This is a genomic window from Streptomyces canus, from assembly GCF_030816965.1.
Lineage (GTDB): Bacteria > Actinomycetota > Actinomycetes > Streptomycetales > Streptomycetaceae > Streptomyces > Streptomyces canus_E.
This window is the reverse complement of the sequence record NZ_JAUSYQ010000002.1, coordinates 7,711,054-7,732,372: the sequence shown is the minus strand read 5'-3', so window position 1 is coordinate 7,732,372 and position 21,319 is coordinate 7,711,054. Positions and strand designations below refer to the sequence as shown.

The following is a 21,319-nucleotide window of genomic DNA, read 5'->3' as shown; positions in this document are numbered from 1 at the left end:
GAGCAGGTGGAAAAAGTACGACTCCTCGTCGTGGACGACGACCCGCCGATCGCCGATCTCGTGGCGACGGTCGCCCGCTACGAGGGCTGGGAGGCGGTCACCGCGAACTCCGGTGAGGAGGCGCTGAGCCGCGCCGCGGACTTCCGTCCCGACATCGTGGTGCTCGACCTCATGCTGCCCGACATCGACGGCTTCGGCGTCCTGGAGCGGCTGCGGCGCTCGGGCACGATGGTGCCCGTGGTGTTCCTCACGGCGCGGGACGCGGTCGCCGACCGGGTGGCCGGGCTGACCCGGGGCGGGGACGACTACCTGGTCAAGCCGTTCGCGGTGGAGGAGCTGATGGCCCGGCTGCGGACCGTGCTGCGGCGCAGCTCCGGGCCCGGCTTCCAGCGCTCGGTGCTCGGGGTCGCGGATCTCACGATGGACGAGGACACCCGCGAGGTGCGCCGCGGCGACAAGCTGCTGACCCTCACCCCGACCGAGTACGAGGTCCTCAGGTACCTGATGCGCAAGTCGCCGACCGTGCTGACCAAGGCGCAGATCCTCGACCACGTGTGGGAGTACGGCTTCGGCGGCCGCTCCAACGTCGTGGAGCTGGTCGTCAGCCGGCTGCGCCGCAAGCTGGACGACACGGGCGAGCCCCTGATCCACACCGTGCGGGGCTTCGGATACGTCATCCGGCAGGCGGCCGAATGAGATCCTTTTTCGGCCGCCTGCGTTCGGCGTACCGGAGGATGCGGCTCGGTACCCGCCTCGCGCTGGGACTCGGGGCGCTGGCCCTGGTGGTGTTCGCGGTGGTGGGCACCGCGCTGACCACGTACATGCGGGACTATCTGTCGGCCCAGCTCAACGAGCAGCTGTCGCTCGCCCAGGTCGCCCAGTCGAAGAGCATCGCCGAGTCCGGCACGCTCGCGGGCAAGAAGTACTGGGCCTGGTACTACGCGGTGTACGACGTCAAGGACGGCACCCCGCGGCTGCGCAAGCCCGAGGACCCCTCCGACCTGCCGGAGGACGTCGAGGAGTTGACCGTCGTCGCGAAGACGCAGACCGTCGCGCACACCGAGGTCCTGGCCACCGAGTACCTGAGGGGCCAGGGCGAGTACCGGCTGCGCGCCTGCGAGGTCGAGCCCGGTGTGGTCCTGGTCAGCGCGGCTCCCATGGACGACATCGACGCCACGGTACGGCGGCTGATCACGGTCCAGGTCGTCGCCTTCGGGCTCGCGCTGCTGGCGCTCGTGGTGGTCGGCCGCAAGCTGCTGCGCCGGGGCCTGAAGCCGCTGAGCGACATGGCGCACACCGCGCACGGCATCGCCTCGCACGACCTGACCGAGTCGGCGGCCCGGCTGCCGCTGCGAGCCGACAAGCGGGGCGGCGGTCCGGAGGTCGAGGAGCTGCGGACGGCGTTCAACACCATGCTGGAGCACATCGACGACTCGCTCGCGGTCCGCGCGGAGGCCGAGCAGCGGCTGCGCCGGTTCGTCGCGGACGCCTCGCACGAGCTGCGCACCCCTTTGATGTCCGTACGGGGCTACGCGGACCTCTTCCAGTACGCCGCCGCGAACGCCCCCGAGGAGCGCGACAAGCACCTGGCCCGGCTGCGCGCCGAGGCCGCCCGCATGGGTTTTCTCCTGGACGACCTGCTGCTGCTCGCCCGCCTGGACGCGGCGGAGGTGGAGACCCCGCTCAGGCCCGTCGAGGTGGACCTGGTGGAGCTGATGGAGCACGCGGTCGACGCCTTCCGCGCGAGCCACCCCGACCGTCCGCTGACGGTGACGCCGGGCCCCCGGTCCCTGAAGCTGCGGCTCGATCCGCAACGCGTCCGGCAGGTGCTCGACAACCTCCTCACCAACGCGGCCGTGCACACTCCGCCGGGCACGGCGGTCTCCGTCGGGGTGCGTGTCCGGGACGGCCGGGCGCAGGTGCGGATCGCGGACGCGGGTCCCGGCATTCCGGCCGCCGACCAGGAGCGGGTCTTCGACCGCTTCTACCGCGTCGACAAGGCCCGCAGCCGGGACCGGGGCGGCAGCGGCCTGGGCCTCGCGGTGGCGAGGTCCCTGGTCCGGGCGCACGGCGGCACGATCGAGCTGGCCACCGAGCCCGGCTCGACGGTGTTCACGGTGGCGCTCCCGCTGAGCCTCCCGCGGCCGTGAGTCTTACGAAGCCGTGACGTGACGGGCGCGGTCCGGCCGTCCGGGCAGCTCACGGCCCTAGCGTGAGGGCATGCGCGTACTGGTCACCGGCGGTGCCGGTTTCATCGGGTCCCAGATCGTCGAGGCGCTCGTGGCACACGGTCACGAGCCCGTCCTCTACGACGTCCGGGCCGACCCGGCGTCCGACGTACGGGACCCCGACGCCGTCCGCCGCGCCCTGACCGGCGTGGACGCGGTGTGCCATCAGGCGGCGATGGTCGGCCTGGGCGTGGACTTCGCCGACGCCCCGGAGTACGTCTCCCACAACGACCTCGGCACGGCGGTGCTGCTCGCCGCGATGGCCGGGGCGGGGGTACGGCGGCTCGTGCTGGCCGGGTCGATGGTGGTGTACGGCGAGGGCCGCTACACCTGCGCCCGGCACGGGACCGTACGGCCGGGCCCGCGAGCCGTCGCCGACCTCGACGCGGGGCGCTTCGAGCCGCCGTGCCCGGTGTGCGGCGCGGACCTCTCGCCCGGCCTGGTCGGCGAGGACGCCCCGGTCGATCCCCGGAACGTGTACGCGACGACCAAGCTCACTCAGGAGCACCTGGCGGCGTCCTGGGCACGGGCCACGGGCGGGTCGGCGGTGGCACTGCGGTACCACAACGTCTACGGACCGGGCATGCCCCGCGACACCCCGTACGCCGGCGTCGCCTCCTTCTTCCGCTCCGCGCTCGCCCGCGGCGAGGCCCCGCGTGTCTTCGAGGACGGCTGTCAGCGCCGGGACTTCGTGCACGTACGGGACGTGGCCGCGGCCAACGTGGCGGCGCTGGAGGCGAGTTCGAGGGACGGCGCGCTCACCTCGTACAACACCGGAAGCGGCGAGCCGCACACGGTGGGCGAGATGGCCCGCGCGCTGGCCGGGGCCCGCGGCGGGCCCGAGCCCGTGGTCACCGGGGAGTACCGCCTCGGGGACGTACGGCACATCACGGCGGACTCGGCGCGGCTGCGGGCGGAGCTGGGGTGGAAGGCGGAGGTCGGATTCGCCGAGGGAATGCGGGAGTTCGCGGGCGCGGGCATGCGGGGCGCCTAGCCTGCGGTGGACCGGTGGTGCCGCCCGCGAAAGAAAGCGGCCGCGGGCGGCACCACCTCTGACCCGGGAAGCGGGCAACAGGGCGTCCTCGGTCAGGAGACGGCTTCGGGCAGCAGCACCTCGAAGCGGCAGCCGCCGGGGACGTTGCGGACCGTGGTGCGGCCCTGGTGGGCTTCGACGATGCCCCGGACGATGGCGAGCCCGAGTCCCGCCCCGGCGGGCGGTGTCCGGGCGTGCGTGCCGCGCCAGCCGGTGTCGAAGACGCGGGGCAGGTCCTCCTCGGGGATGCCGCCGCAGCCGTCCGTGACGGACAGGACTACCCCCTCGGCGCGGTGCTCGGCGGCCACCGCGACCGTCCCGTCGGCGGGTGTGCGGCGGATGGCGTTGACGAGGAGGTTGCCCAGCACGCGGCTCATCTCCTTGCCGTCCACCTCGACCGGCACGGCCGCCACCCGGTCGCCGACCAGCCGTACACCGTGCTCGCGCGCCAGCGGGTCGGCGCCCGCGAGGGCGTCGGAGACGAGGTCGTACAGGGAGATCCGGCTGGGGCTCAGCGCCAGTGTCCCCGCGTGGATGCGGGAGAGTTCGAAGAGGTCGCCGACCATGCCGTTGAGGCGTTCGACCTCGGTGCGGATCTGCCTCAGGTAGCGGGCGGGGTCGGCGGCGACACCGTCCTCCAGTGCCTCGGACATCGCGCGCAGGCCGGCCAGAGGGGTGCGCAGGTCGTGGGAGATCCAGGCGACGAGTTCACGCCGGGAGGACTCCAGGGCACGTTCCCGCTCCCGGGACTCGGCGAGCTTGGCGCTGGTGGCCTCCAACTCCCGGCTGAGTTCGGTGAGTTCGGCGGTCGTGGGCCCGCCGGGTGAGGTGAAGTCACCGCCGTCGCCGAAGGAGCGGGCGGCGAGCGCGAGGGCCCGGCTGCGGGCGGCCACCCAGCGGCCGAGCAGCAGGGCGGTGGCCAGGGAGACCACGGCGGCCATCAGGACGACGGTCGTGACGACGCTCAGGTCGTGCCCGGACAGGAACATGGCCTGGGCGACCGCGAGGGTGCCGGCCAGCATCGCGGTGACGCCGACGGCGGCGACCACGGTGAGGTGCAGGGAGAGCGAGCGCCGCCGGATCAGCAGCAGCACGCACGCGCCGAGGACTCCGGCCGTGACGGCGCCGAGGAAGGCGTAGAGGGCGATGAGGAGCGTGTCGCGCACGGGTCACACCTCCGCTGGTGAGCCGTCGAAACGGTAGCCGACGCCCCACACGGTCTGGATCAGGCGGGGCCTGGCCGGGTCGTCCTCGACCTTGCCCCTGAGCCGGCGCACATGGACGGTGACGGTCGACAGGTCGCCGAAGTCCCAGCCCCACACCTCGCGCATCAGGTCCTCGCGGCTGAAGACCCGGCCCGGGTGCCGCAGGAAGAAGGCGAGGAGGTCGAACTCCCGGATGGTGAGGGCGAGTTCGGTTCCGTTCTTGAGGGCGCGGCGGGCCGCCGGGTCCATCGAGAGTCCGGCGGCACCCAGGTGGCCGGACGGCTGGGAGGGCCGGGAGCGGCGCAGCACGGACTCGACGCGCAGGACCAGTTCGCGGGGGCTGAACGGCTTGGTGACGTAGTCGTCGGCGCCGACCTCCAGGCCCAGGATCCGGTCGTCCTCGTCGCCGCGCGCGGTGAGCATGATGACCGGGACAGGCCCGCGCCCCCGCATCCGGCGGCACACCTCCAGGCCGTCCATGCCGGGCAGCATCAGGTCGAGGACCACGAGGTCCGGGCGGTTGGCGGCGGCGCGGGCGAGTGCGTCGGGGCCGTCGGCGGCCCGGTCCACGAGGTATCCGGCCCGGTCGAGATAGCCGGCGACCACCTCGGCGACGGTGGGATCGTCGTCGACGACGAGGACCCGGGGCCGGGTCTGTGGGTACTGCTGCTGCTCCATGCCGCAAGCCTCGCACCGCGCGTGCGCATGTGCCGCCGACGGGCGCCGACGTCCTTGTTTCGTAAGGAGCCGGAGTCGGGTTCGTCCGTTTTGCGCTCGTAGGGTGAACGTCGTGACGACCCCTTCCGCAAACGAACCGGCGACGTCCGTGGACGTCGTGCTGCCCTGTCTCGACGAGGCCCGGGCCCTGCCGTGGGTGCTGGAACGCATCCCGCCCGGCTGGCGCGCGCTCGTCGTCGACAACGGCTCCACGGACGGCTCGGCCCGCATCGCCCGGGCCCTCGGCGCGACCGTCGTCCGCGAGGAGCGGCGCGGCTTCGGCGCCGCCTGCCATGCGGGGCTGACCGCGGCCACGGCCGACATCGTGTGCTTCTGCGACTGCGACGCCTCCCTTGACCCTTCGGAGCTGGTGCCGTTCGTGGGCGAGGTGCTGGCCGGCGAGGCGGACCTCGTGCTCGGCCGGCGCCGTCCACAGGCCCGTGGTGCCTGGCCGCCGCACGCCCGGGCGGGCAACCTCGCGCTCGCCCGGCTGCTGCGCCGCCGCACCGGTCTGCGCCTGCACGACCTGGGCCCACTGCGGGCCGCCCGGCGCGAGCCGCTGCTCGCCCTCGGCCTCACGGACCGGCGCAGCGGCTACCCGCTGCAGATGGTGGTGCGGGCGGCCGACGCGGGCTGGCGGATCGCCGAGCACGACGTCCCGTACCGACCGCGTACCGGTGCCTCCAAGGTGACGGGCACCTGGCGGGGCACGTGGCAGGCGGTGCGGGACATGAGCCAGGTCCTGTCCGAGTCCGGGACGGGGGTGCGGGCGTGACCACGCTGCTCGTCATCGCCAAGGAACCGCGGCCGGGGCGGGTCAAGACCCGGCTCACCCCGCCGTTCACCCCCGAGGAGGCGGCCGCGCTGGCCGAGGCGTCCCTCGCGGACACCCTCGACGTGGTGGCCCGCACCCCGGCCCGCCGCCGGGTCCTGGTCCTGGAGGGCGCGCCGGGCCCCTGGCTGCCGCCGGGTTTCGATGTCGTACGGCAGTGCGCGGGCGGCCTCGACGAACGGCTGGCCGCGGCCTTCGCGGGCTGCGACGGCCCGGCCCTCCTCATCGGCATGGACACGCCCCAGGTGACTCCGGAACTGCTCACGGTGGACTTCGCCGACTGCGAGGCGTACTTCGGGCCGGCCGAGGACGGCGGCTTCTGGGCACTGGGTCTGGCACGACCGGATCCGGCCCGGCTGCGCGGGGTGCCGATGTCGACACCCGAGACCGGAGCGGCCCAGCGCGCCCGCCTGACCGGCCTGCGGGTACGGCAGCTGCCGCCGCTGCGGGACGTGGACACGGCGTACGACGCGGAGCTGGTGGCGAAGGCGGCCCCGGGCGGACGGTTCGCGACGGAGCTGGAACGACTCACGGGGGCGGGGCGATGAGGGGGCCGGGGGCAGACGTCGCGGCACGGATCACGGAGGTGGGGCGCCTGCGGGCGGACTGCGAGAGCGGCGCCGGCCCCGAGTCGCGCGGCGAGGCCGGCAGCCCGCGGCGCGGCGGGATCGGCCGACAGCGAGACGCCGACCGAGCACCGGGAGAACCGAACCTGCCCCCCACGCCCGACACCCGGCCGCCCGGCACCGGCACGCAAGCCCCAGCGGACAGCACCGAGCAACGCCGAAAGCCGGGCACGGCCGCCGCGACCGACGCACCGCCCGGGGCCCGGCCGCCCGGCACCGCAGCCCAAGCCGACACCCCACGGCCGCAGACGAACAGCACCGAGCAGAGGCGCAAGCCCGCCACGGCCGCCGCGACCGACACACGACCCGGAGCCTGGCCGCACGCCGCGGGCGGCCCGTCCAACGACGGCACCTGGTCCGCCGACCCCTATGCCCAGGCCCTCCGCACCGGTCAGGGCCCCCTGTTCCTGCGCCGCTCCGACGGATGGCTGCTCCTGCTCGAGCTGGAACGGTGGTGTGCGGCCGCGGATGCCGCGGACCTGGAGGTGTTGCGCCGCTGCGAGGGCGCGGTGCTGGACGTCGGCTGTGGTCCGGGGCGGCTCGTCGCCGCGCTCGGTGCCGACGGCCGACGGGTGCTCGGCATCGACGTGAGCGAGGCGGCCGTCGCACGGACCCTCGCGCTCGGCGGGCGGGCCCTTCGGCGGTCCGTCTTCGAGTCCTTGCCGGGCGAGGGCCGCTGGGGCACCGCGCTGCTGATCGACGGCAACGTCGGCATCGGCGGCGACCCACCGGCCCTGCTCGACCGGATGTCCCAACTCCTCACCTCTGGCGGCCTGTTGATCGTGGAGACGGTCACCGACCCGGACATCGACGAGCGGGTGCAGGTGCGTGTCACCGATGCCCGGGGCGCCACCGGCAACCCGTTCCCGTGGGCCCGGCTGGGCAGCCTGGCCCTGCTGCGGCACGCGGCCCGCACCGGCTGGGCGCCCGTGGATCAGTGGACGGCGGGCGGCCGTTCCTTCGTCTCCCTGCGCCGCCGTACGACGAAGACCACCGCCGAACCACCGAACAGCACGGCCGTCACCAGCAGCCAGCGGGCCAGGAAGCCGTCCGGGGACAGGCCGGTCGCGGAGGCGTAACGGTCCGCGACCTGCCCGCTGATCAGCGGGAACCACACGAGCAGGAGCAGGAGAGAGAGGGCGGCGGGGACCCGCACGTACATCACGTGCTGCCCCGCCGTCCTCACGAGCGCCCGGTCGGCCGCCGCGTACAGCGGCAGCAGCACCACGTCGTGGACCACGGCCGCCCCCACGAACCACAGCGCGACCCCGAACCAGTCCCCCGCCAGCAGCCGCACCCCCGCGTACCCCGCGAGGGCGAACGAGCAGACGAGCAGGAGGAGTTGGAGAGTGTTGCCGAGAGGGATCCGCATCACAGGTCTCCGAACGTCAGCCGGGCCACCCACTTGGTGTTGAGCACACCGGGCGCCGCGGGCACGATGATCCGGGCCGGGTGGCCGTGGTCGGGGGTCAGGTCCTCGCCGTTGACGGACAGGGCCAGCAGGGACCGCGGATCGGCGACCTGGTTGGCGCGCAGGGCGGCCCGCCGGAAGGCACCGTGCCGTTGCAGCGACTCCACGAAGACGTCCGGCGGATCGTCCTCGTACCCGACGAGCGCCGCGAGGTCCCGCAGCCGCACCCCGCGCCACCACTGGTCGGAGGTGGACCAGCCCTCCACACAGGCGATGGGCAACGCCGAGCTGTACAAGGGAAGTCGGAGGAGTTCCGCGCGGCCGAGACGGACGGTGCGCCCCGCACGCCCCACGATGACGAGCCGCCAGGCTTCCTCGCTCGTCTCACCCGGATCGATCCCCGCGTACGCGGCGGTCTTGTTGATCTGGAACCCTCCGGGCCCGGAGCCGGGTTCGGCGCCTCCGTGCGGGGCGAGCAGGGCGGTTCTGCGGAGCACGCCGTCGAAGTTCTGCCCGGCCGTGGTGACGAACAACAGCAGCGAGCCGCTCCCGACGAACCAGAGGGCACCGCGCCGGGACACGGTCGGCCGGGCGGGGTTCGGCGACACCAACTCGGTCTTCTCCTCACGGAGTGTGCGCAGATTCCGCCAGGCGAGCGGCGTCTTCAGGACGGCATGGGCGACGAAGGCGGTGAAGAACACCCACGCCCCGTAGAAGTGCAGGGGATAGAAGGAGCCCGGGAAGACGTAGTCCAACTGGACGTTGAGCACGCCGGTCACGAACTCGAACAGGGCACCGCCGACCAGCAGCAGGAGCGAGATCCGTTCCAGGGCGTGCGCGAGCGACCGCGCGGGCGGCAGCGTGAACAGCTTCGGTACGACCGACCACAGCTTGGCCAGCAGGACGGGGATCAGGGTGATGCCGAGGGTGACGTGGACGCCCTGGTTCAGCCGGTACAGCCAGCGCGGGTCGGTCGGCCAGGAGAAGAGGTAGAAGCCGAGGACGCCCTTGTCCGGGGTCTTGTCGTTCACCGGCGAGAGGTCCGGGTTGTAGGCGGCGTACGACAGCAGCCCCGTCACGAACAGCAGCGTGATCCCGCCGAGGAGCACGACCCCGAGGACAGAGGTGAGCCAGGGGCCGCGCAGCGGACTGCGCCAGAAGGAGGGTGCGAAGGGAGACCGTGCCATGCCCCGACGGTAGGCCCGCGCCACCGTGGAAACGGGCCCGCGAACCATGACGAAACTCTGACGTCCTCGCATGTCAGCCGTCCGGGGGAGGTCGTGCGGCCTAGCGTCGTCCGCGTGAACCGGGACCTCCTTCGCGACCTGTACGCGGCCGTGTGCGCCGCGCTCCTCGTGCTGACCGCCGCACTGGTCGGCACGGCGATCCAGCACCGGGACGGCTCGCTCCGCGTCGGCCGGCCGCCCCTGCTGGCGAGTTGGGACCCGCATGTCGGCCCCGGTACCCCGGCCGCGGTCGTCGTCGCGGCCGCCGTGGTGGCGTACGGCCCCTCGCTCGCCGCCCGGCTCCCCTGGCGCCCGCTGCTGCTCGCCGGCTGGGGCACGGGGATGGTCTGGACGTGGTCCCTGGCCCTCGTGGACGGCTGGCACCGGGGCGTCGCCGAGCAGCTGACCACCAGGAACGAGTACCTCCCGGCCGTCGGTCGCTTCCACGACATCCCGGCGGCCCTGCGGGACTTCACCCGGCACATCCTGATCGACTCGCCGGACAACTGGGGCGCCCATGTCGCGGGGCATCCCCCGGGCGCCACCCTCACCTTCGTCCTGCTCGACCGGATCGGGCTGGGCGGCGGGGGCTGGGCGGGGACCTGGTGCATCACGGTCGGCACGACCGCGGCGGTCGCGGTCCTGGTCGCCGTACGGGCCCTCGCCGACGAGTCGCTCGCCCGCCGCGCCGCGCCCTTCCTGGTCCTGGCCCCGGCCGCGGTCTGGGTGGGCACGTCGGCCGACGGGTACTTCGCGGCGGTGGCCGCGTGGGCGGTGGCACTGCTCGCCCTTGCGGTGCGGGGGGTCCGGCCGGGGCTGAACGGCTTCTGCTCGGGGTTGCTGTTCGGGGTGACCGTCTATCTGTCGTACGGCCTGACGCTGATGGTCGTCGTCGCGGGGGCGGTGGTGTGCGTGGGGTCCTCCCGTCGGCCCCTGTTGTTCGCCCTGGCCGGTTTCGTGGTCATGCCGGCGATCTTCACCGCGCTGGGGTTCGAGTGGTGGGAGGGGTATCGGATTCTCGTCACCCGCTACTACCAGGGGGCGGGCGGAGTGCGGCCGTACGGGTACTGGGTGTGGGCGAATCTGGCGTGCACGGTGCTGATCGTGGGGCCGGCGACGGTGGCGGGGGTGCGGCGGGTCGTCGTTCGGCTGCGGCCGGGTGGGGGCTGGTCGCGCAGTTCCCCGCGCCCCTTGGCGGTGTTGGTGCTCGCCGCCGTGCTGGCCCTGCTCATCGCCGATCTCTCCGGGATGAGCAAGGCGGAGACGGAACGTATCTGGTTGCCGTTCGCCGCATGGCTGTTGCCCGCGTGTGCGTTTCTGACGGGGGTGCGGGGCTGGCTGGTCGGGCAGGCCGTACTCGCACTGCTCCTGAACCATCTGCTGCTCACGGGGTGGTGAGCCCTCGCGGCAGCGGCATTTCGGTCCAGATGATCTTGCCGTCGGGGGTGTAGCGGGTTCCCCAGCGCTCGGTGAGCTGGGCGACGAGGAAGAGGCCGCGGCCGCCCTCGTCCTCGGTGCGGGCGCGGCGCAGCCGGGGTGAGGTGCCGCTGCCGTCGGACACCTCGCAGATCAGGGCGCGGTCGCGGAGCAGCCGTAGCTGGACCGGGCCCGTGGCGTGGCGGATGGCGTTGGTGACCAGTTCGCTGGCGACGAGTTCGACGGTGAACGACAGTTCGTCCAGGCCCCAGGCGGCGAGCTGTTCGGTGACCGCGGCGCGGGAGCGGGAGACGACCGCCGGGTCGCTCGGCAGCTCCCACTGGGCGACCCGCTCGGGGCCGAGGGCGCGGGTGCGGGCGACGAGGAGGGCCACGTCGTCTCTGGGGCGATCCGGGAGCAGCGCGTCCAGCACGGCCTCGCAGGTCTCCTCCGGTGACCGGTCGGCACGGGCCAGGACGGTACGCAGCCGCTCCAGCCCGGCGTCGATGTCCTGGTGCCGGTCCTCGACCAACCCGTCGGTGTAGAGCACCAGTTGGCTTCCCTCGGCGAGTTCCAGCTCCACCGTCTCGAAGGGCATGCCGCCGAGCCCGAGGGGCTGTCCCGAGGGCAGGTCGACGAACTCGACGGTGCCGTCGGGGCCGACGACCGCGGGCAGGGGGTGTCCGGCGCGGGTGAGGGCGCAGCGCCGGGACACCGGGTCGTAGACGGCGTACAGGCAGGTGGCCCCGACGATGCCGGAGTCCGCCTGACTGCTGTCCACCGCCCAGCCCTCACCGCGGTCCAGGCGGCCCACCAGGTCGTCGAGATGGGTGAGGAGTTCGTCGGGCGGCAGGTCCAGGGAGCAGAAGTTGTGCACGGCGGTGCGCAGCCGGCCCATGGTGGCGGCCGCGTGCAGGCCGTGGCCGACGACGTCCCCGACGACCAGCGCCACCCGCGCCCCGGACAGCGGGATGACGTCGAACCAGTCGCCGCCGACACCGGCCTGCGCGGGCAGATAGCGGTAGGCGACCTCGACGGCGCTCTGCTCGGGGCGGCCCTTCGGCAGCAGACTGCGCTGGAGGGCGAGCGCCGTGTTGTGCTCGCGGGTGTAGCGGCGGGCGTTGTCGATGCAGATCGCCGCGCGTCCGGCCAGCTCCTGGGCGAGGGACAGGTCGTCCTCCTCGAAGGGGGCTGGGTGCCCCGAGCGGTAGAAGCTGACCACGCCGAGGGTCGTGCCGCGCGCCCGCAGCGGCACGGTGATCAGGGAGTGGATGCCGGCGGTGAGCACCCGGGAGAGCCGCGCCGGGTCCTGGGCGAGCCAGCCGCCCGCCTCCGCGAGCACCGGTTCGAGCACCGCCCGCCCGGTCTCCAGGCTGCGGGACTGCGGGGTGGAGGGCACGTAACCGACCTGGTCGCCGACGCCGTACAGGTCGGGCTCCTCGCGCACGCTGCCCACGGCCACCCGGCGCAGCGGGATGTCCGCGCCGAGCGGTCCGGGCTCCTCGCCGTGCAGCACCGGGTCCGGGAGATCCACGGCCGCGAAATCGGCGAACCACGGTACGGCCACCTCCGCGAGCTCCTCCGCGGTCCGTGCGACGTCCAGCGTGGTGCCGATCCTGATCCCCGCCTCGTGCAGCAACTCCAGGCGCCTGCGCGCGAGTACGGCGAGCCGGCCCACGCCGGGGTCGCCGAGGAGGAGCAGGCGGTCGTCCATCACGGGCTCGAGGGCGGAGGGCTGCGGGGGCGGGAGGTGAAGCGTGGAGATGGGCGGTGACGTGGGCGAACCAGGCGGGCCGGTGGCCGCCGACCGCTTCTTCGGCGGCGGGGTGATCTTGGGGATCGGCACCGTGACGGTGGCCTCCGTCGCGGACGCGGGCACCGGCACCACCCCGGCCACGGTGGCCGGTCCCGCGAGCCCGACCGGTCCCACATCCGCCCCGCCGAGAATCCGCGCCTCGACCACGACCCCCGTCTCCCCCCGCACCTGGCGGCGCAGCAACAGGGCGCTGCGGCCGCCGGACAGCATCACTTCGTCGAGGGTCCGGTGCGGTGCGGCGATGAGCTCCTCGGCCTTCTCCCGCAGTACGGCCAGATCGATCCGCCCGAGGCGAGCGCCCGCTCCCTCGCCGTTCCGCCCCGACCGCGTGGCCGTGGGCTGCTGCGGCCACCCGTCGGCGGCCCGCCCGGCGCGCCGGTATGCGGCGAGCAGCGCCCGCTCCCGCTGCGTGGCCTGTTCCAGCAGCCGCGCCTCGATGTCCCGGGCGGCCTCGCGGACCAGCCGCAGCATGAGGGGGTCGCCGTCGTCCCGCAGACAGGTGAGATCGAGTACGGCCTCGATGTGCCCGCTGAGCGGGTTGCGCACCGGCGTGCCCGCGCAGGCGAAGGGCTGGAGGCAGTCCGCGAAGTGCTCACGCCCGACGACGTAGACGGGTCCACGCTCGGCCAGCGCGGTGCCGACACCGTTGGTGCCGACGACCTGCTCGGAGGCGTCGAAACCCGGGGCGAACCGCACGTCGTCCAGGCGCCCCTGCAACAGCCGGTCGCCGCCGAGCCGCTGGACCATCCGGCCCTGGCCGTCGCAGAGCGCGATGGTCATGCCGACCTCGGACAGCGAGCCGGTGAGCCGTTGCAGCACCGGCTCGGCGGCCCGCAGGAAGGTGTCGTCCAGGGCCAGATCGGGTGCGTAGGACACCAGCAGCCGGTCCGGCTCGAGACCGCCGGACCTGCACCGCTTCCAGGAGTCGAGCACCGCGCCCCGGACGTCCGCGTCCACGCGGGCACCGGTCAGGAATCGTTCGTGGGCATCGACCAGCCCGCCGATGTCGTCCCAGGTGACGGACAACGGAATCACTTCCCTCACCCGGAGGCGGCCCGGTCGCTCACCGCCACTCGGCTCGCCCCCCGGCGCCCTCCGAGCCCCTACACCGTAGACCCCTTGTGACGCACATCACAACACCTGTCGGGCGCGGACACGCCCATCGATACCGGGTCGTGCCGCGACCGGACCGGCCCACCCGCACGGCCGGTCCGGTCGGGAGGGGAGGGGAGGGGTCAGCAGGTGGCCACGCCGTCCAGCCAGGCCGGGCCCTTGATGTAGATGTTGGTCATCCACGAGCCGTCGGTCAGCTTCGACCAGGCGTCGTTGGTGTAGCCCTCGGCCGTCACCTCCTGGGCGTGCTTCTGGCAGACCACGTTGACCGTGGTCGGCTGCGCGAAGTAGTCGACGACGCCGGCGTTGACGTTCGGCTCGCTGTGGGTGCGCACCCCGGTGCCCCAGGTCTGGAAGGCCTTGCTGCCACCGGACGGCGGCGGGGTGCTGCTGCCGCCGCAGTCCGGGATGCCGGGCAGCCATGCCGGGCCCTTGATGTAGATGTTGGTCACCCACGAGCCGTCGGCGAGCTTGGCCCAGGCGTCGTTGGTGTAGCCCTCGGCGGTCACGGTCTCCGCGTGCTGCTGGCACTGGACGGACACCTGGGTCGGTCCGGGGAAGGTGTCGACGACGGCGGAGCCCACGCTCGGCGTCCTGTGCGTGCGCACGCCGGTGCCCCAGGTCTCGAAGACCGTGCCGCCGTTCGCGGGTGGCGGGACGGGGGAGCCGGAACCGTTGATCCGGATCGCACCCGCGTAGTCGCCGCCGGTGCGCACGGACGTGACCCTGATGTGGGTGCCCGACTCGTACGCCTCGACCATCTGGCCGCCGCCCAGGTACATGGCGACGTGGTGGATGTGCCCGCTGCCCCAGAACATCAGGTCGCCCGGCAGCAGCGGGGCGGTGCCCTGTCCGGCGGAGAACCGGGCGGTGGCCTGCGAGCTGTGGAACTGGTCGTCGGCCGTGCCGTTGAGCAGGTCCTTGCCGGTCGCCCGGTAGTACGCGTACCGCATCAGGCCCGAGCAGTCGAAGCCCTTGCGCTCGCCGTCGTGGAGGCTGTCCGGGTCGGAGCCGTCGTAGTAGCCGTAGCTGGCCCCGGGTGTGGCCGCGTGGCCGCCGCCCCAGCTGTACCAGACGCCGATCTGCGAACAGGCCGCGTCGACGGCGGCCTGCGCGGTGGCCGAGGCGCCGGGCGCCAGGACACCGCAGGTGGCGTCCTGGGCGGCGTGGGCCGGGGCGGAGAAGAAAGCGGTGAGCGCCAGCGCCGAGGCGCCCAGGAGCGCGCCGCTGGTCCGACGGCGCGTACTGATGGTCTTCAAGGGACTCTTCCTTCGTCGAGGTGGCGTCAGCGGGAGGCCGGTGACACCGGTGGGACACGCGGAGACCCGGGTGGCACACCCCACCCCCGTGGGGGAGTGCCACCCGGCCAGGGCCGGTCCGGCCCTAGTTGTGGAGGGCGGCACGCATCTTGGCGAGGCCGCGCAGGCGGTTGCGCTGGACCGTGCCGCGGTGGGCGCCGAGGCGCTCCCCGGCCGTGTCGTGAGTGAGCCCCTCCAGGTCCACGAGGATCACCGCGGCGGCCTCCTTCTCGGAGAGCATGCCGAGCAGCGCGAGCGCCGTCGCGGAGGCCTCGTAGGAGGCGAGTCCGCCGTCCCAGCCGGCTTCCGGCAGCTGGTCCGTGGTGCGCTCGCGGCGGGAGGGATGCTGCCAGGAGTCGCGCAGCAGGTTGAGGGCCACGGCGCAGGTGTAGGCGTACGGATGCCGCTGCCGCGTCAGGCTCTGGGAGCGGGCCCGCCGGGAGAGCCGCAGATAGGTCTCCTGGAGCAGGTCGTCGGCGTCGTGCGGATTGCCCGTCAGTGCCAGCAGCCGTCTCCGCAGACGTGGCATGTCGGCCGTGAAGGACGCGTCGAAGTCTCCCGGGGTCATCCGGTTGTCCGGGCTCGTCCGGCTGTCGGCCTCGCGCGGCGGTGGCGGACAGGTGGCGTGGCTGTGCATTTCATTCCCCCTTGCGGTGATCCTCGCGGTGATCCCTTGCGGTGATCCCCTCGTGGTGTTCTTCGTGCGCTGTCCCGCTCCGGTGGTCAGGCCGGAGAGCGGGGCGGGTCGGCGGGGCCGTAGCGGGCGGCCGGCACGCGGCGCAGCAGGGCCCAGTACCGGTCGCCGTAGGACCAGTGCCACCACTCGGTCGGGTAGTTGACGAACCCGGTCCGGGTGAGCACCCGGCGCAGCAGGGCCCGGTACTCGCGTGCCTCGGCGCCGATGCCGGGCGCGTCGGTGCGGCAGGCGCAGCCGCGCTCTCCTCCGGAGTGGCGTTGACCTCCGTGCCGAGCGGCAGTTCCCGGCCCGTGTCGTCGCACAGGGTCAGGTCGACCGCGCCGCCACTGACGTGCGGGGCGACTTCCGGCGGCGAGATGTACGCGCTCGCCAGCTCACGGATCCGCTCGGGAGCCGCGTCCGGGTGAGCCTGCCGCATGGTCGCCGCATACTGCTCGAAGTACCGGCGCTGGAGGTCCGGCGGCCGGTACCCCTCCACCACCAGAAACCGGATCCCCGCGGGCAGCAGCCGCTGCGCCCGGACGAGCCGCCGCAGCGCGCCGACCCGCAGATGGGCGTAGCTCCCCTCGTCGTCGGCCTGCCGGGCATCGAGCCTCAACTGGCCGTCCTCCCGCAGATCGACGAGCGGTTCCCCGCACTCGTCGTGCGTCACCGCGGCAACCCTGGGATCCGCGAGCGTGATGATGTCTGTCACGAGAAGAGCGTCGCGGGGTCCTCTGCAAATGCTCTGCAGATCGCCTGCAAGCAGCGGACCAAGGGGTCTGCAGCGGCATCGCCGCACCCGCTTCGCTCGCTCAGCGCCCACGTCGCGCCCACTTCGCTCCTACGCCCGCTCCCGCGCCTCCCGAGCCCCCAACTCCCCGAAAACCCCCATCGCTTCGGCTCGTGCCCCCGAAGCCGCCCCCGCCTCCCCGTCGGCCTCCCACACCTCAGCCAGGTCCCAGAGGGTCCGTGCCCGCCACAGCGGCAGCCGCAGCGTCTCCCAGAGCGACAGCGCCCGCTCCAGCGGCCCCCGCGCGCTCCCGGCGTCACCGGAGGCCAGACACCACTCCCCCAGCGTCCGCAGCACCAGTGCCTCGCCGAACCGGTCCTGTCGCTCCCGCGCCAGCTCCAGACACCGCCCGAGCCGTTCGCGCGACTCGTCCAGAAGACCCAGACGCAGCTCCACCTTCGCCAGCGACTGCTCCGCGTACATCACGCCGAACGTGTCGTGGAGGCCGACGAAAACCCGCAACGCGCCCCGCAGCAACCGTTCGGCGTCCTCGTACTCCCCCTCGGCCCGGTGGCACAGGGCCAGCGCGCGCAGGATCAGCGCCTCGCCGTGCCGGTCGTTCTCCGCGCGGTACAGCTCCAGGGCCTGCGCGAAGGCCTCCCGGGCCGCGGAGCCGTCGCCCTGTTCCCGGTACACGTAACCGAGGCCGTACAGCACCCGGGCCCGGGCACCGCGGTCGTCGAGCCCCCTGTACCGCTCCAGCGCAGCGCCGAGCAGCTCCAACGCCTCGGAGTAACGGGCCTGTTCACGCCGGGCCGTTGCCATGCCGAGAAGGGCCTGGGCCGTCCCCTGCGGCCCGTCGCCCTGTGCCTCGAACAGCCTCAGGGCGTCGCGGTAGTAGGCGTACGACTCCTCGAACTCGTCCTGTTCGTAGCGCAGTTGACCCAGCCCCGTGAGCAGCCACGCCTCACCCTCGCCGTCGCCGCTGCGCCGCACCGCCGCCATCGCCGCGGTGTGCGAGCGGGACCATGCGTCGAACTGGTTGTACAGCGCGACCGAGCTCGCGATCAGGGCGCCGGCGAGGTCCCGGGCGGCGCGGTCCATCCCGTGGTCGGCGCAGTACTCCACCGCCGCCAGCAGACCGGCCTGTTCGGCGGCGAACCAGGCCGTGGGGCGGCTGAGCAGATCCTCGTCGGCCTGCGGATCGAGCGGGTCGACGGGCCGTACGGCGGCCGGTTCGGGGAAGTAGCGTGCCGTGCCGCCGGGGCCCCGTGCGGCGGCCTTCTCGGCCAGCCCGAGCCAGCACTCCACCAGGCGCCGTACTGCACCCGCCCGCTCCTCGGCGCTCTCCTCCGACAGGCAGCGTTCGCGGGCGTGCTCACGGGCCAGGTCATGGATGCGGTAGCGGCTGCGGCCGGTGCCGTCCACCCCGATCACGTCGATGAAGTGGCAGTCCACCAGCCGCTCGACGGCCTCCTCGGCCTCCTCCGTGCCGATGTCCAGCAGGGGCGCGGCGATCCAGGCCGCGAAGTCGGGCAGGTCGAGCAGGGCCAGCCGGCGCAGGGCGCGACGCTCCTGCGGATCGAGGTCGGCGTAGCCCAGTTCGAGGCTGGTGCGCAACTCCAGGTCCCCGGCGCGGAGTTCGTTGAGCCGAAGGCGTTCGTCCCGCAGGCGGGCGGCGAGCCGGCCGGGCACCCAGTGCGGCCGGGCCGCGAGCCGCGCTCCGGCGATGCGCACGGCGAGCGGCAGGCGCCCGCACAGGGCGACGATCTCGGCGGTCTGTTCTGGCTCCGCGCGGACACGGTCCGCTCCGGCGACCCGTCTGAGGAGTTCGAGTGCCTCCTCCTCGTCCGGGACGGTCAGATCGAGATGGGCCGCGCCCTCCAGCGCCACCAGTCGGCGCCGGCTCGTGACGAGCACCGCGGAGCCGGGGCCGGGCGGCAGCAGCGGCCGTACGTGCGCCTCGCCGGCGGCGTTGTCCAGGATCAGCAGAATGCGGCGGTGGCCGGTGTACGTGCGGTACAGCCCCGTCAGTTCCTCGACGGAGCTCGGCAGCGTCGCCGGTTCGGCGCCCATGGCCCGCAGCAGCCGGGCGAGGGCGTCGGCCGGTTGCAGCGGGGCGGTGTCGGCGGCCCGCAGGTCCACGAACAGACGGCCGTCCGGGAAGAGTTCCGCGGTGCGATGGCCGACGTGGACGGCGAGGGCGGTCTTGCCCGTTCCGGAGCGTCCGGAGATCACCCCGATCGGCGGGGCGGTACGGCCGGGGTCGTCGACCCGGCCCAGCAGCGAGACGGCCCAGTCGATCTGGTCCGACCGGCCGACGAAGTCGGCTATGTCCGGGGGGAGATGGGACGGGGCGGGTCTCGGGGACGGCGCGTCCGCTCCGGTGCCGACCGCCGTCGTACGGCTCGTGGTCCGCTGCCGGGCCCGGTCGGCAGCGGCGGCCGCTTCCTGTGCCGACGGGCCGGAGCCGGAGCCGAGCGGTGAGGGGTCGTGGGGGCGGTAGCCGGAGCCCGGCGGAGCGGGGTTGTGGGGTCTGGAGCCGGTGCCGAGGAGTGCGGGGTCGTGGGGCCGGGAGCCGGCGCCGAGCAGCGAGGGGTCGTTGGTCAGTACGGCCTTGTGCAGCGCCCGCAGTTCCGGCCCGGCGTCGATGCCCAGCTCCTCGCGCAGGACCTCGCGGCCCTCCTGGTAGGTGCGCAGGGCGTCGGAGACCCGTCCGGTGCGGAACAGCGCGGTCATCAGCTGGCCGCGCGGCCGTTCCCGGAGGGGGTGGGCGGCGACGTGCGCGAGCAGGGGCGCGATGGTGCGGTCCGCGCGGCCGAGCTCCAACTGGAGGCCGAAGGACTCCTCCTGGGCGACCAGCCGCAGTTCGCCCAGCCGGGCCGCCTCGATCCGGGCGAACGACTGGCCCAGTCCTTCCATGGCCTCCTGCCCCCGCCACAGCCCCAATGCCTCGGACAGCAGCTCGGCGGCGTCGTCCGCGCGGCCCCGGGCGGCCTCGGCCCGGCCCGACGTGAGCAGTTCCTCGAAGCGGCGGGCGTCGACCTGGGAGGGGTCGAGGTCGGCGACGTATCCCGGCGGCCGGGTTCGGATCACCTCCGCCTCACCGACGCGGGCGAGCGCGCGTCGTACCGCGGAGACATGGGTGGCGACGAGGGCGCTGGCGGTGGCGGGCGCCTGCTCGTCCCAGACACAGTCCACGAGCCGTTCCGTGGAGAGCACCTCGCCCAGATGGACGACGAGTGCGGACAGCACCGCCAGGGGTCTGACCCCGCCGAGCGGCGCCTGTCGGTTCCCCTCCCACACCTCCACCGGACCGAGAAGACGTACCTGGAGCATCGTTCCCCGATCGCCGTACCGCCCGCCCCACGGATGCGTGTTCGACGATATCGACGGGTGGTGCCGGTGGACGACGAGATCGGGGCGGCCCTGGCCGGATCCGGCCAGGGGGCCGCAGGGCGGCGGTCCCCGAACAGCGGGTTGCGCCCAGTGCGCAGAAGCCGGACGCCTGGCTTCCCCCCGGACGACGGTTGGCTGGATTTCGGCGGTGCCCAGAGATACCCCTCCCCTGAGGGACGGCTGATCGGGGGCGCTCGTATGAGGGCTCTGCGATATTTCTCGCGCCGGAATTCCATGTGCGTCACGTGTCATGAGGACGGGGTGGGCCCGCCCGGCACGGATACGGCACCGACCTGCACCTCGAGCGACAGCGGGAGGCCCTGCGCGGTGGGAACCAGCGGGTCCGCCCCGACGCCCCACCCCGTTTCGCCCGCCTGCCCGCCCCTCTTCGGCTGCCTGACATTTGAACGTCACACCGAGAGGGAACGTTTCCCTCGTCCCCTCTGCATCGCCTTGCCTCCGTCATGCCCCGTGTCCCGCACGGGGCATGACGCGAAAGGACGACGTGCGCCGTGTCCCTGCTTCCGATCGAAGGTCCCCCGGGGCCACTCCCGGCCCCGGCCGGGGCTCCGCGCCCGGTCCGTGTTCCGGCTCCCGCTCCCGCCGGTTCCCGCCGCTCCCTGACCCGTCTCACCCGCCGCCTGCTCACCCTGCTCCCCGTCCTGCTCATCGGCATCTGGGCGGCACTGGACTGGCGTGCCCTGTACGACGGCACCGCGCGGCTGGCCACTGCCGACCCCTGGTGGCTGCTCATCGGGCTCTTCTACACCTGCCTGGGCTGGGTGTCCGCCTCCGTCGTCCGGCAGGGCGCCCTGCCCGAGCGGCTGCCGTCGGGACTGCTGGTCGCCTCGCAGTTCGCCGCCGGCGCGGCCAACCATGTGCTACCGGCGAGTCTCGGCGCACACGCCGTCACCCTGCGCTTCCTCCAGGGGCAGGGCATCCCGCTGGGCCGCGCCACCGCCTCGCTCGCCCTGTACGCGCTGGTCAGGCCGATCGCCAAGACGCTCGTCCTGATCGGCTTCCTGGTCGTCATGCCCGGTCTGCTGCGGCTCGATGAGCTCGTCCCGGACCGGCGCATGCTGTTCCTGCCCCTGGCGGCGGCGGGACTCGGGCTCGCCGGCACGCTCCTGGTGCTGACCCTCGTCCGCCCGCTGCGCAGCCCGGCGGTCACGTTCGTGCGTACCGCCCTGACCGACGCCCGCCGACTGCACACCATGCCCAGCCGGATCCTCGCCCTGTGGGGCGGCGCGGCCGCCGCACCCCTGCTCCAGGCGAGTGTGATCCACGCGGTCGGTGCCTCGCTCGGAGTGACACTGTCCTGGGCACAGGTCGCGTTCGCGTACCTCGCCGCGAGCAGCGCGGTCGGTTCCGTACCCGCGCCGGGCGGCATCGGTCCGGTGGACGCGGCCATGGTCTTCACCCTCGCCGCCTACGGCGTCCCCGTGGCCCTCGGCACGGCGACCCTCATCGGCTACCGCGTCCTGACGGTGTGGCTGCCCCTGCTGCCGGGTGTGCTGTGCATGTCGGCCCTCGTACACCGAAAGGCACTCTGACACACCGGCACCATTGAATGATGCATTCAACACTCCT

General features: G+C 73.5%; 15 protein-coding genes and 2 pseudogenes. 8 read left to right on the top strand and 9 right to left on the bottom strand.

All coding sequences use genetic code 11. The annotated features are described in order from the left end of the window. The first annotated feature begins 6 nt into the window (after positions 1 to 6). The 3 genes from QF027_RS36475 (at position 7) to QF027_RS36465 (ending at position 3,222) form a co-directional block, all read left to right on the top strand. On the top strand, positions 7 to 696 hold the full coding sequence (locus QF027_RS36475; protein ID WP_307079403.1) for a response regulator transcription factor: 690 nt from the start codon (positions 7 to 9) through the stop codon (positions 694 to 696). Further along, a complete protein-coding gene (locus tag QF027_RS36470) occupies positions 693 to 2,150 on the top strand; it encodes a sensor histidine kinase (protein WP_307079401.1) in 1,458 nt (485 codons plus the stop codon). The genes QF027_RS36475 and QF027_RS36470 overlap by 4 nt, the downstream gene beginning before the upstream one ends. A 70-nt stretch (positions 2,151 to 2,220) precedes the next feature. Continuing rightward, entirely contained in the window at positions 2,221 to 3,222 is a 1,002-nt protein-coding gene (locus QF027_RS36465; RefSeq protein WP_306975047.1) for an NAD-dependent epimerase/dehydratase family protein, read from the top strand. Between the two features lie 92 nt (positions 3,223 to 3,314). On the opposite strand, the gene QF027_RS36460 is transcribed toward QF027_RS36465, so the two are convergent. Together QF027_RS36460 and QF027_RS36455 are read right to left on the bottom strand one after the other, a co-directional pair. Then, positions 3,315 to 4,427 carry a sensor histidine kinase gene (locus tag QF027_RS36460; RefSeq protein WP_306975049.1) on the bottom strand — a complete coding sequence of 371 codons (1,113 nt, stop codon included), beginning with the start codon at positions 4,425 to 4,427 and terminating at the stop codon, positions 3,315 to 3,317. A gap of 3 nt (positions 4,428 to 4,430) precedes the next feature. After that, positions 4,431 to 5,144: a response regulator transcription factor gene (locus QF027_RS36455; RefSeq protein ID WP_307079399.1), complete on the bottom strand. Its 714-nt coding sequence runs from the start codon at positions 5,142 to 5,144 to the stop codon at positions 4,431 to 4,433. Between the two features lie 103 nt (positions 5,145 to 5,247). On the opposite strand from QF027_RS36455, the gene QF027_RS36450 reads away from it, so the two are divergent. From QF027_RS36450 to QF027_RS36440, 3 genes and pseudogenes are all read left to right on the top strand, one after another. Then, positions 5,248 to 5,958 carry a glycosyltransferase family 2 protein gene (locus tag QF027_RS36450; RefSeq protein WP_306975054.1) on the top strand — a complete coding sequence of 237 codons (711 nt, stop codon included), beginning with the start codon at positions 5,248 to 5,250 and terminating at the stop codon, positions 5,956 to 5,958. Then, on the top strand, positions 5,955 to 6,563 hold the full coding sequence (locus QF027_RS36445) for a TIGR04282 family arsenosugar biosynthesis glycosyltransferase (protein ID WP_307079397.1): 609 nt from the start codon (positions 5,955 to 5,957) through the stop codon (positions 6,561 to 6,563). Before QF027_RS36450 ends, QF027_RS36445 begins: the two co-directional genes overlap by 4 nt. Continuing rightward, positions 6,560 to 7,399, top strand: a pseudogene (locus QF027_RS36440) (methyltransferase domain-containing protein); the annotation flags it as partial. The gene QF027_RS36445 and the pseudogene QF027_RS36440, both read left to right, overlap by 4 nt. A 176-nt stretch (positions 7,400 to 7,575) precedes the next feature. Here the strand turns inward: QF027_RS36440 and QF027_RS36435 are convergent. Continuing rightward, positions 7,576 to 8,013, bottom strand: coding sequence for a hypothetical protein (locus tag QF027_RS36435; RefSeq protein ID WP_307079395.1), 438 nt, complete (start codon positions 8,011 to 8,013; stop codon positions 7,576 to 7,578). Beyond that, positions 8,013 to 9,239: a molybdopterin-dependent oxidoreductase gene (locus tag QF027_RS36430; RefSeq protein ID WP_307079393.1), complete on the bottom strand. Its 1,227-nt coding sequence runs from the start codon at positions 9,237 to 9,239 to the stop codon at positions 8,013 to 8,015. Before QF027_RS36430 ends, QF027_RS36435 begins: the two co-directional genes overlap by 1 nt. 114 nt (positions 9,240 to 9,353) lie before the next feature. Between QF027_RS36430 and QF027_RS36425 the strand changes: the two genes are divergently transcribed. Further along, entirely contained in the window at positions 9,354 to 10,676 is a 1,323-nt protein-coding gene (locus QF027_RS36425; RefSeq protein ID WP_307079391.1) for a hypothetical protein, read from the top strand. On the opposite strand, the gene QF027_RS36420 is transcribed toward QF027_RS36425, so the two are convergent. The 5 genes and pseudogenes from QF027_RS36420 to QF027_RS36400 form a co-directional block, all read right to left on the bottom strand. Continuing rightward, positions 10,663 to 13,545, bottom strand: coding sequence for a SpoIIE family protein phosphatase (locus QF027_RS36420; protein WP_307079389.1), 2,883 nt, complete (start codon positions 13,543 to 13,545; stop codon positions 10,663 to 10,665). The two genes, QF027_RS36425 and QF027_RS36420, sit on opposite strands and share 14 nt — an antisense overlap. Before the next feature lie 200 nt (positions 13,546 to 13,745). Next, positions 13,746 to 14,882, bottom strand: coding sequence for a C40 family peptidase (locus QF027_RS36415; protein WP_307079387.1), 1,137 nt, complete (start codon positions 14,880 to 14,882; stop codon positions 13,746 to 13,748). A gap of 124 nt (positions 14,883 to 15,006) precedes the next feature. Next, positions 15,007 to 15,558: an RNA polymerase sigma factor gene (locus QF027_RS36410; protein WP_306975069.1), complete on the bottom strand. Its 552-nt coding sequence runs from the start codon at positions 15,556 to 15,558 to the stop codon at positions 15,007 to 15,009. Positions 15,559 to 15,644: 86 nt separating this feature from the next. Beyond that, positions 15,645 to 16,312, bottom strand: a pseudogene (locus QF027_RS36405) (M15 family metallopeptidase). Between the two features lie 129 nt (positions 16,313 to 16,441). Beyond that, complete coding sequence (locus QF027_RS36400; RefSeq protein WP_307079383.1) at positions 16,442 to 19,669, bottom strand: AfsR/SARP family transcriptional regulator; 3,228 nt, start codon at positions 19,667 to 19,669, stop codon at positions 16,442 to 16,444. 572 nt (positions 19,670 to 20,241) lie between these two features. Here QF027_RS36400 and QF027_RS36395 point away from each other — a divergent pair. Further along, positions 20,242 to 21,282: a lysylphosphatidylglycerol synthase transmembrane domain-containing protein gene (locus tag QF027_RS36395; protein WP_307079381.1), complete on the top strand. Its 1,041-nt coding sequence runs from the start codon at positions 20,242 to 20,244 to the stop codon at positions 21,280 to 21,282. The last annotated feature ends 37 nt before the right edge of the window (positions 21,283 to 21,319 follow it).

Bases quoted from the DNA above. Each gene is read 5' to 3' on its own strand.
- QF027_RS36470 (WP_307079401.1), top strand. From the start codon at position 693: ATGAGATCCTTTTTCGGCCGCCTGCGTTCGGCGTACCGGAGGATGCGG.
- QF027_RS36465 (WP_306975047.1), top strand. From the start codon at position 2,221: ATGCGCGTACTGGTCACCGGCGGTGCCGGTTTCATCGGGTCCCAGATC.
- QF027_RS36455 (WP_307079399.1), bottom strand. From the start codon at position 5,144: ATGGAGCAGCAGCAGTACCCACAGACCCGGCCCCGGGTCCTCGTCGTC.
- QF027_RS36435 (WP_307079395.1), bottom strand. From the start codon at position 8,013: ATGCGGATCCCTCTCGGCAACACTCTCCAACTCCTCCTGCTCGTCTGC.
- QF027_RS36430 (WP_307079393.1), bottom strand. From the start codon at position 9,239: ATGGCACGGTCTCCCTTCGCACCCTCCTTCTGGCGCAGTCCGCTGCGC.
- QF027_RS36410 (WP_306975069.1), bottom strand. From the start codon at position 15,558: ATGCACAGCCACGCCACCTGTCCGCCACCGCCGCGCGAGGCCGACAGC.
- QF027_RS36400 (WP_307079383.1), bottom strand. From the start codon at position 19,669: ATGCTCCAGGTACGTCTTCTCGGTCCGGTGGAGGTGTGGGAGGGGAAC.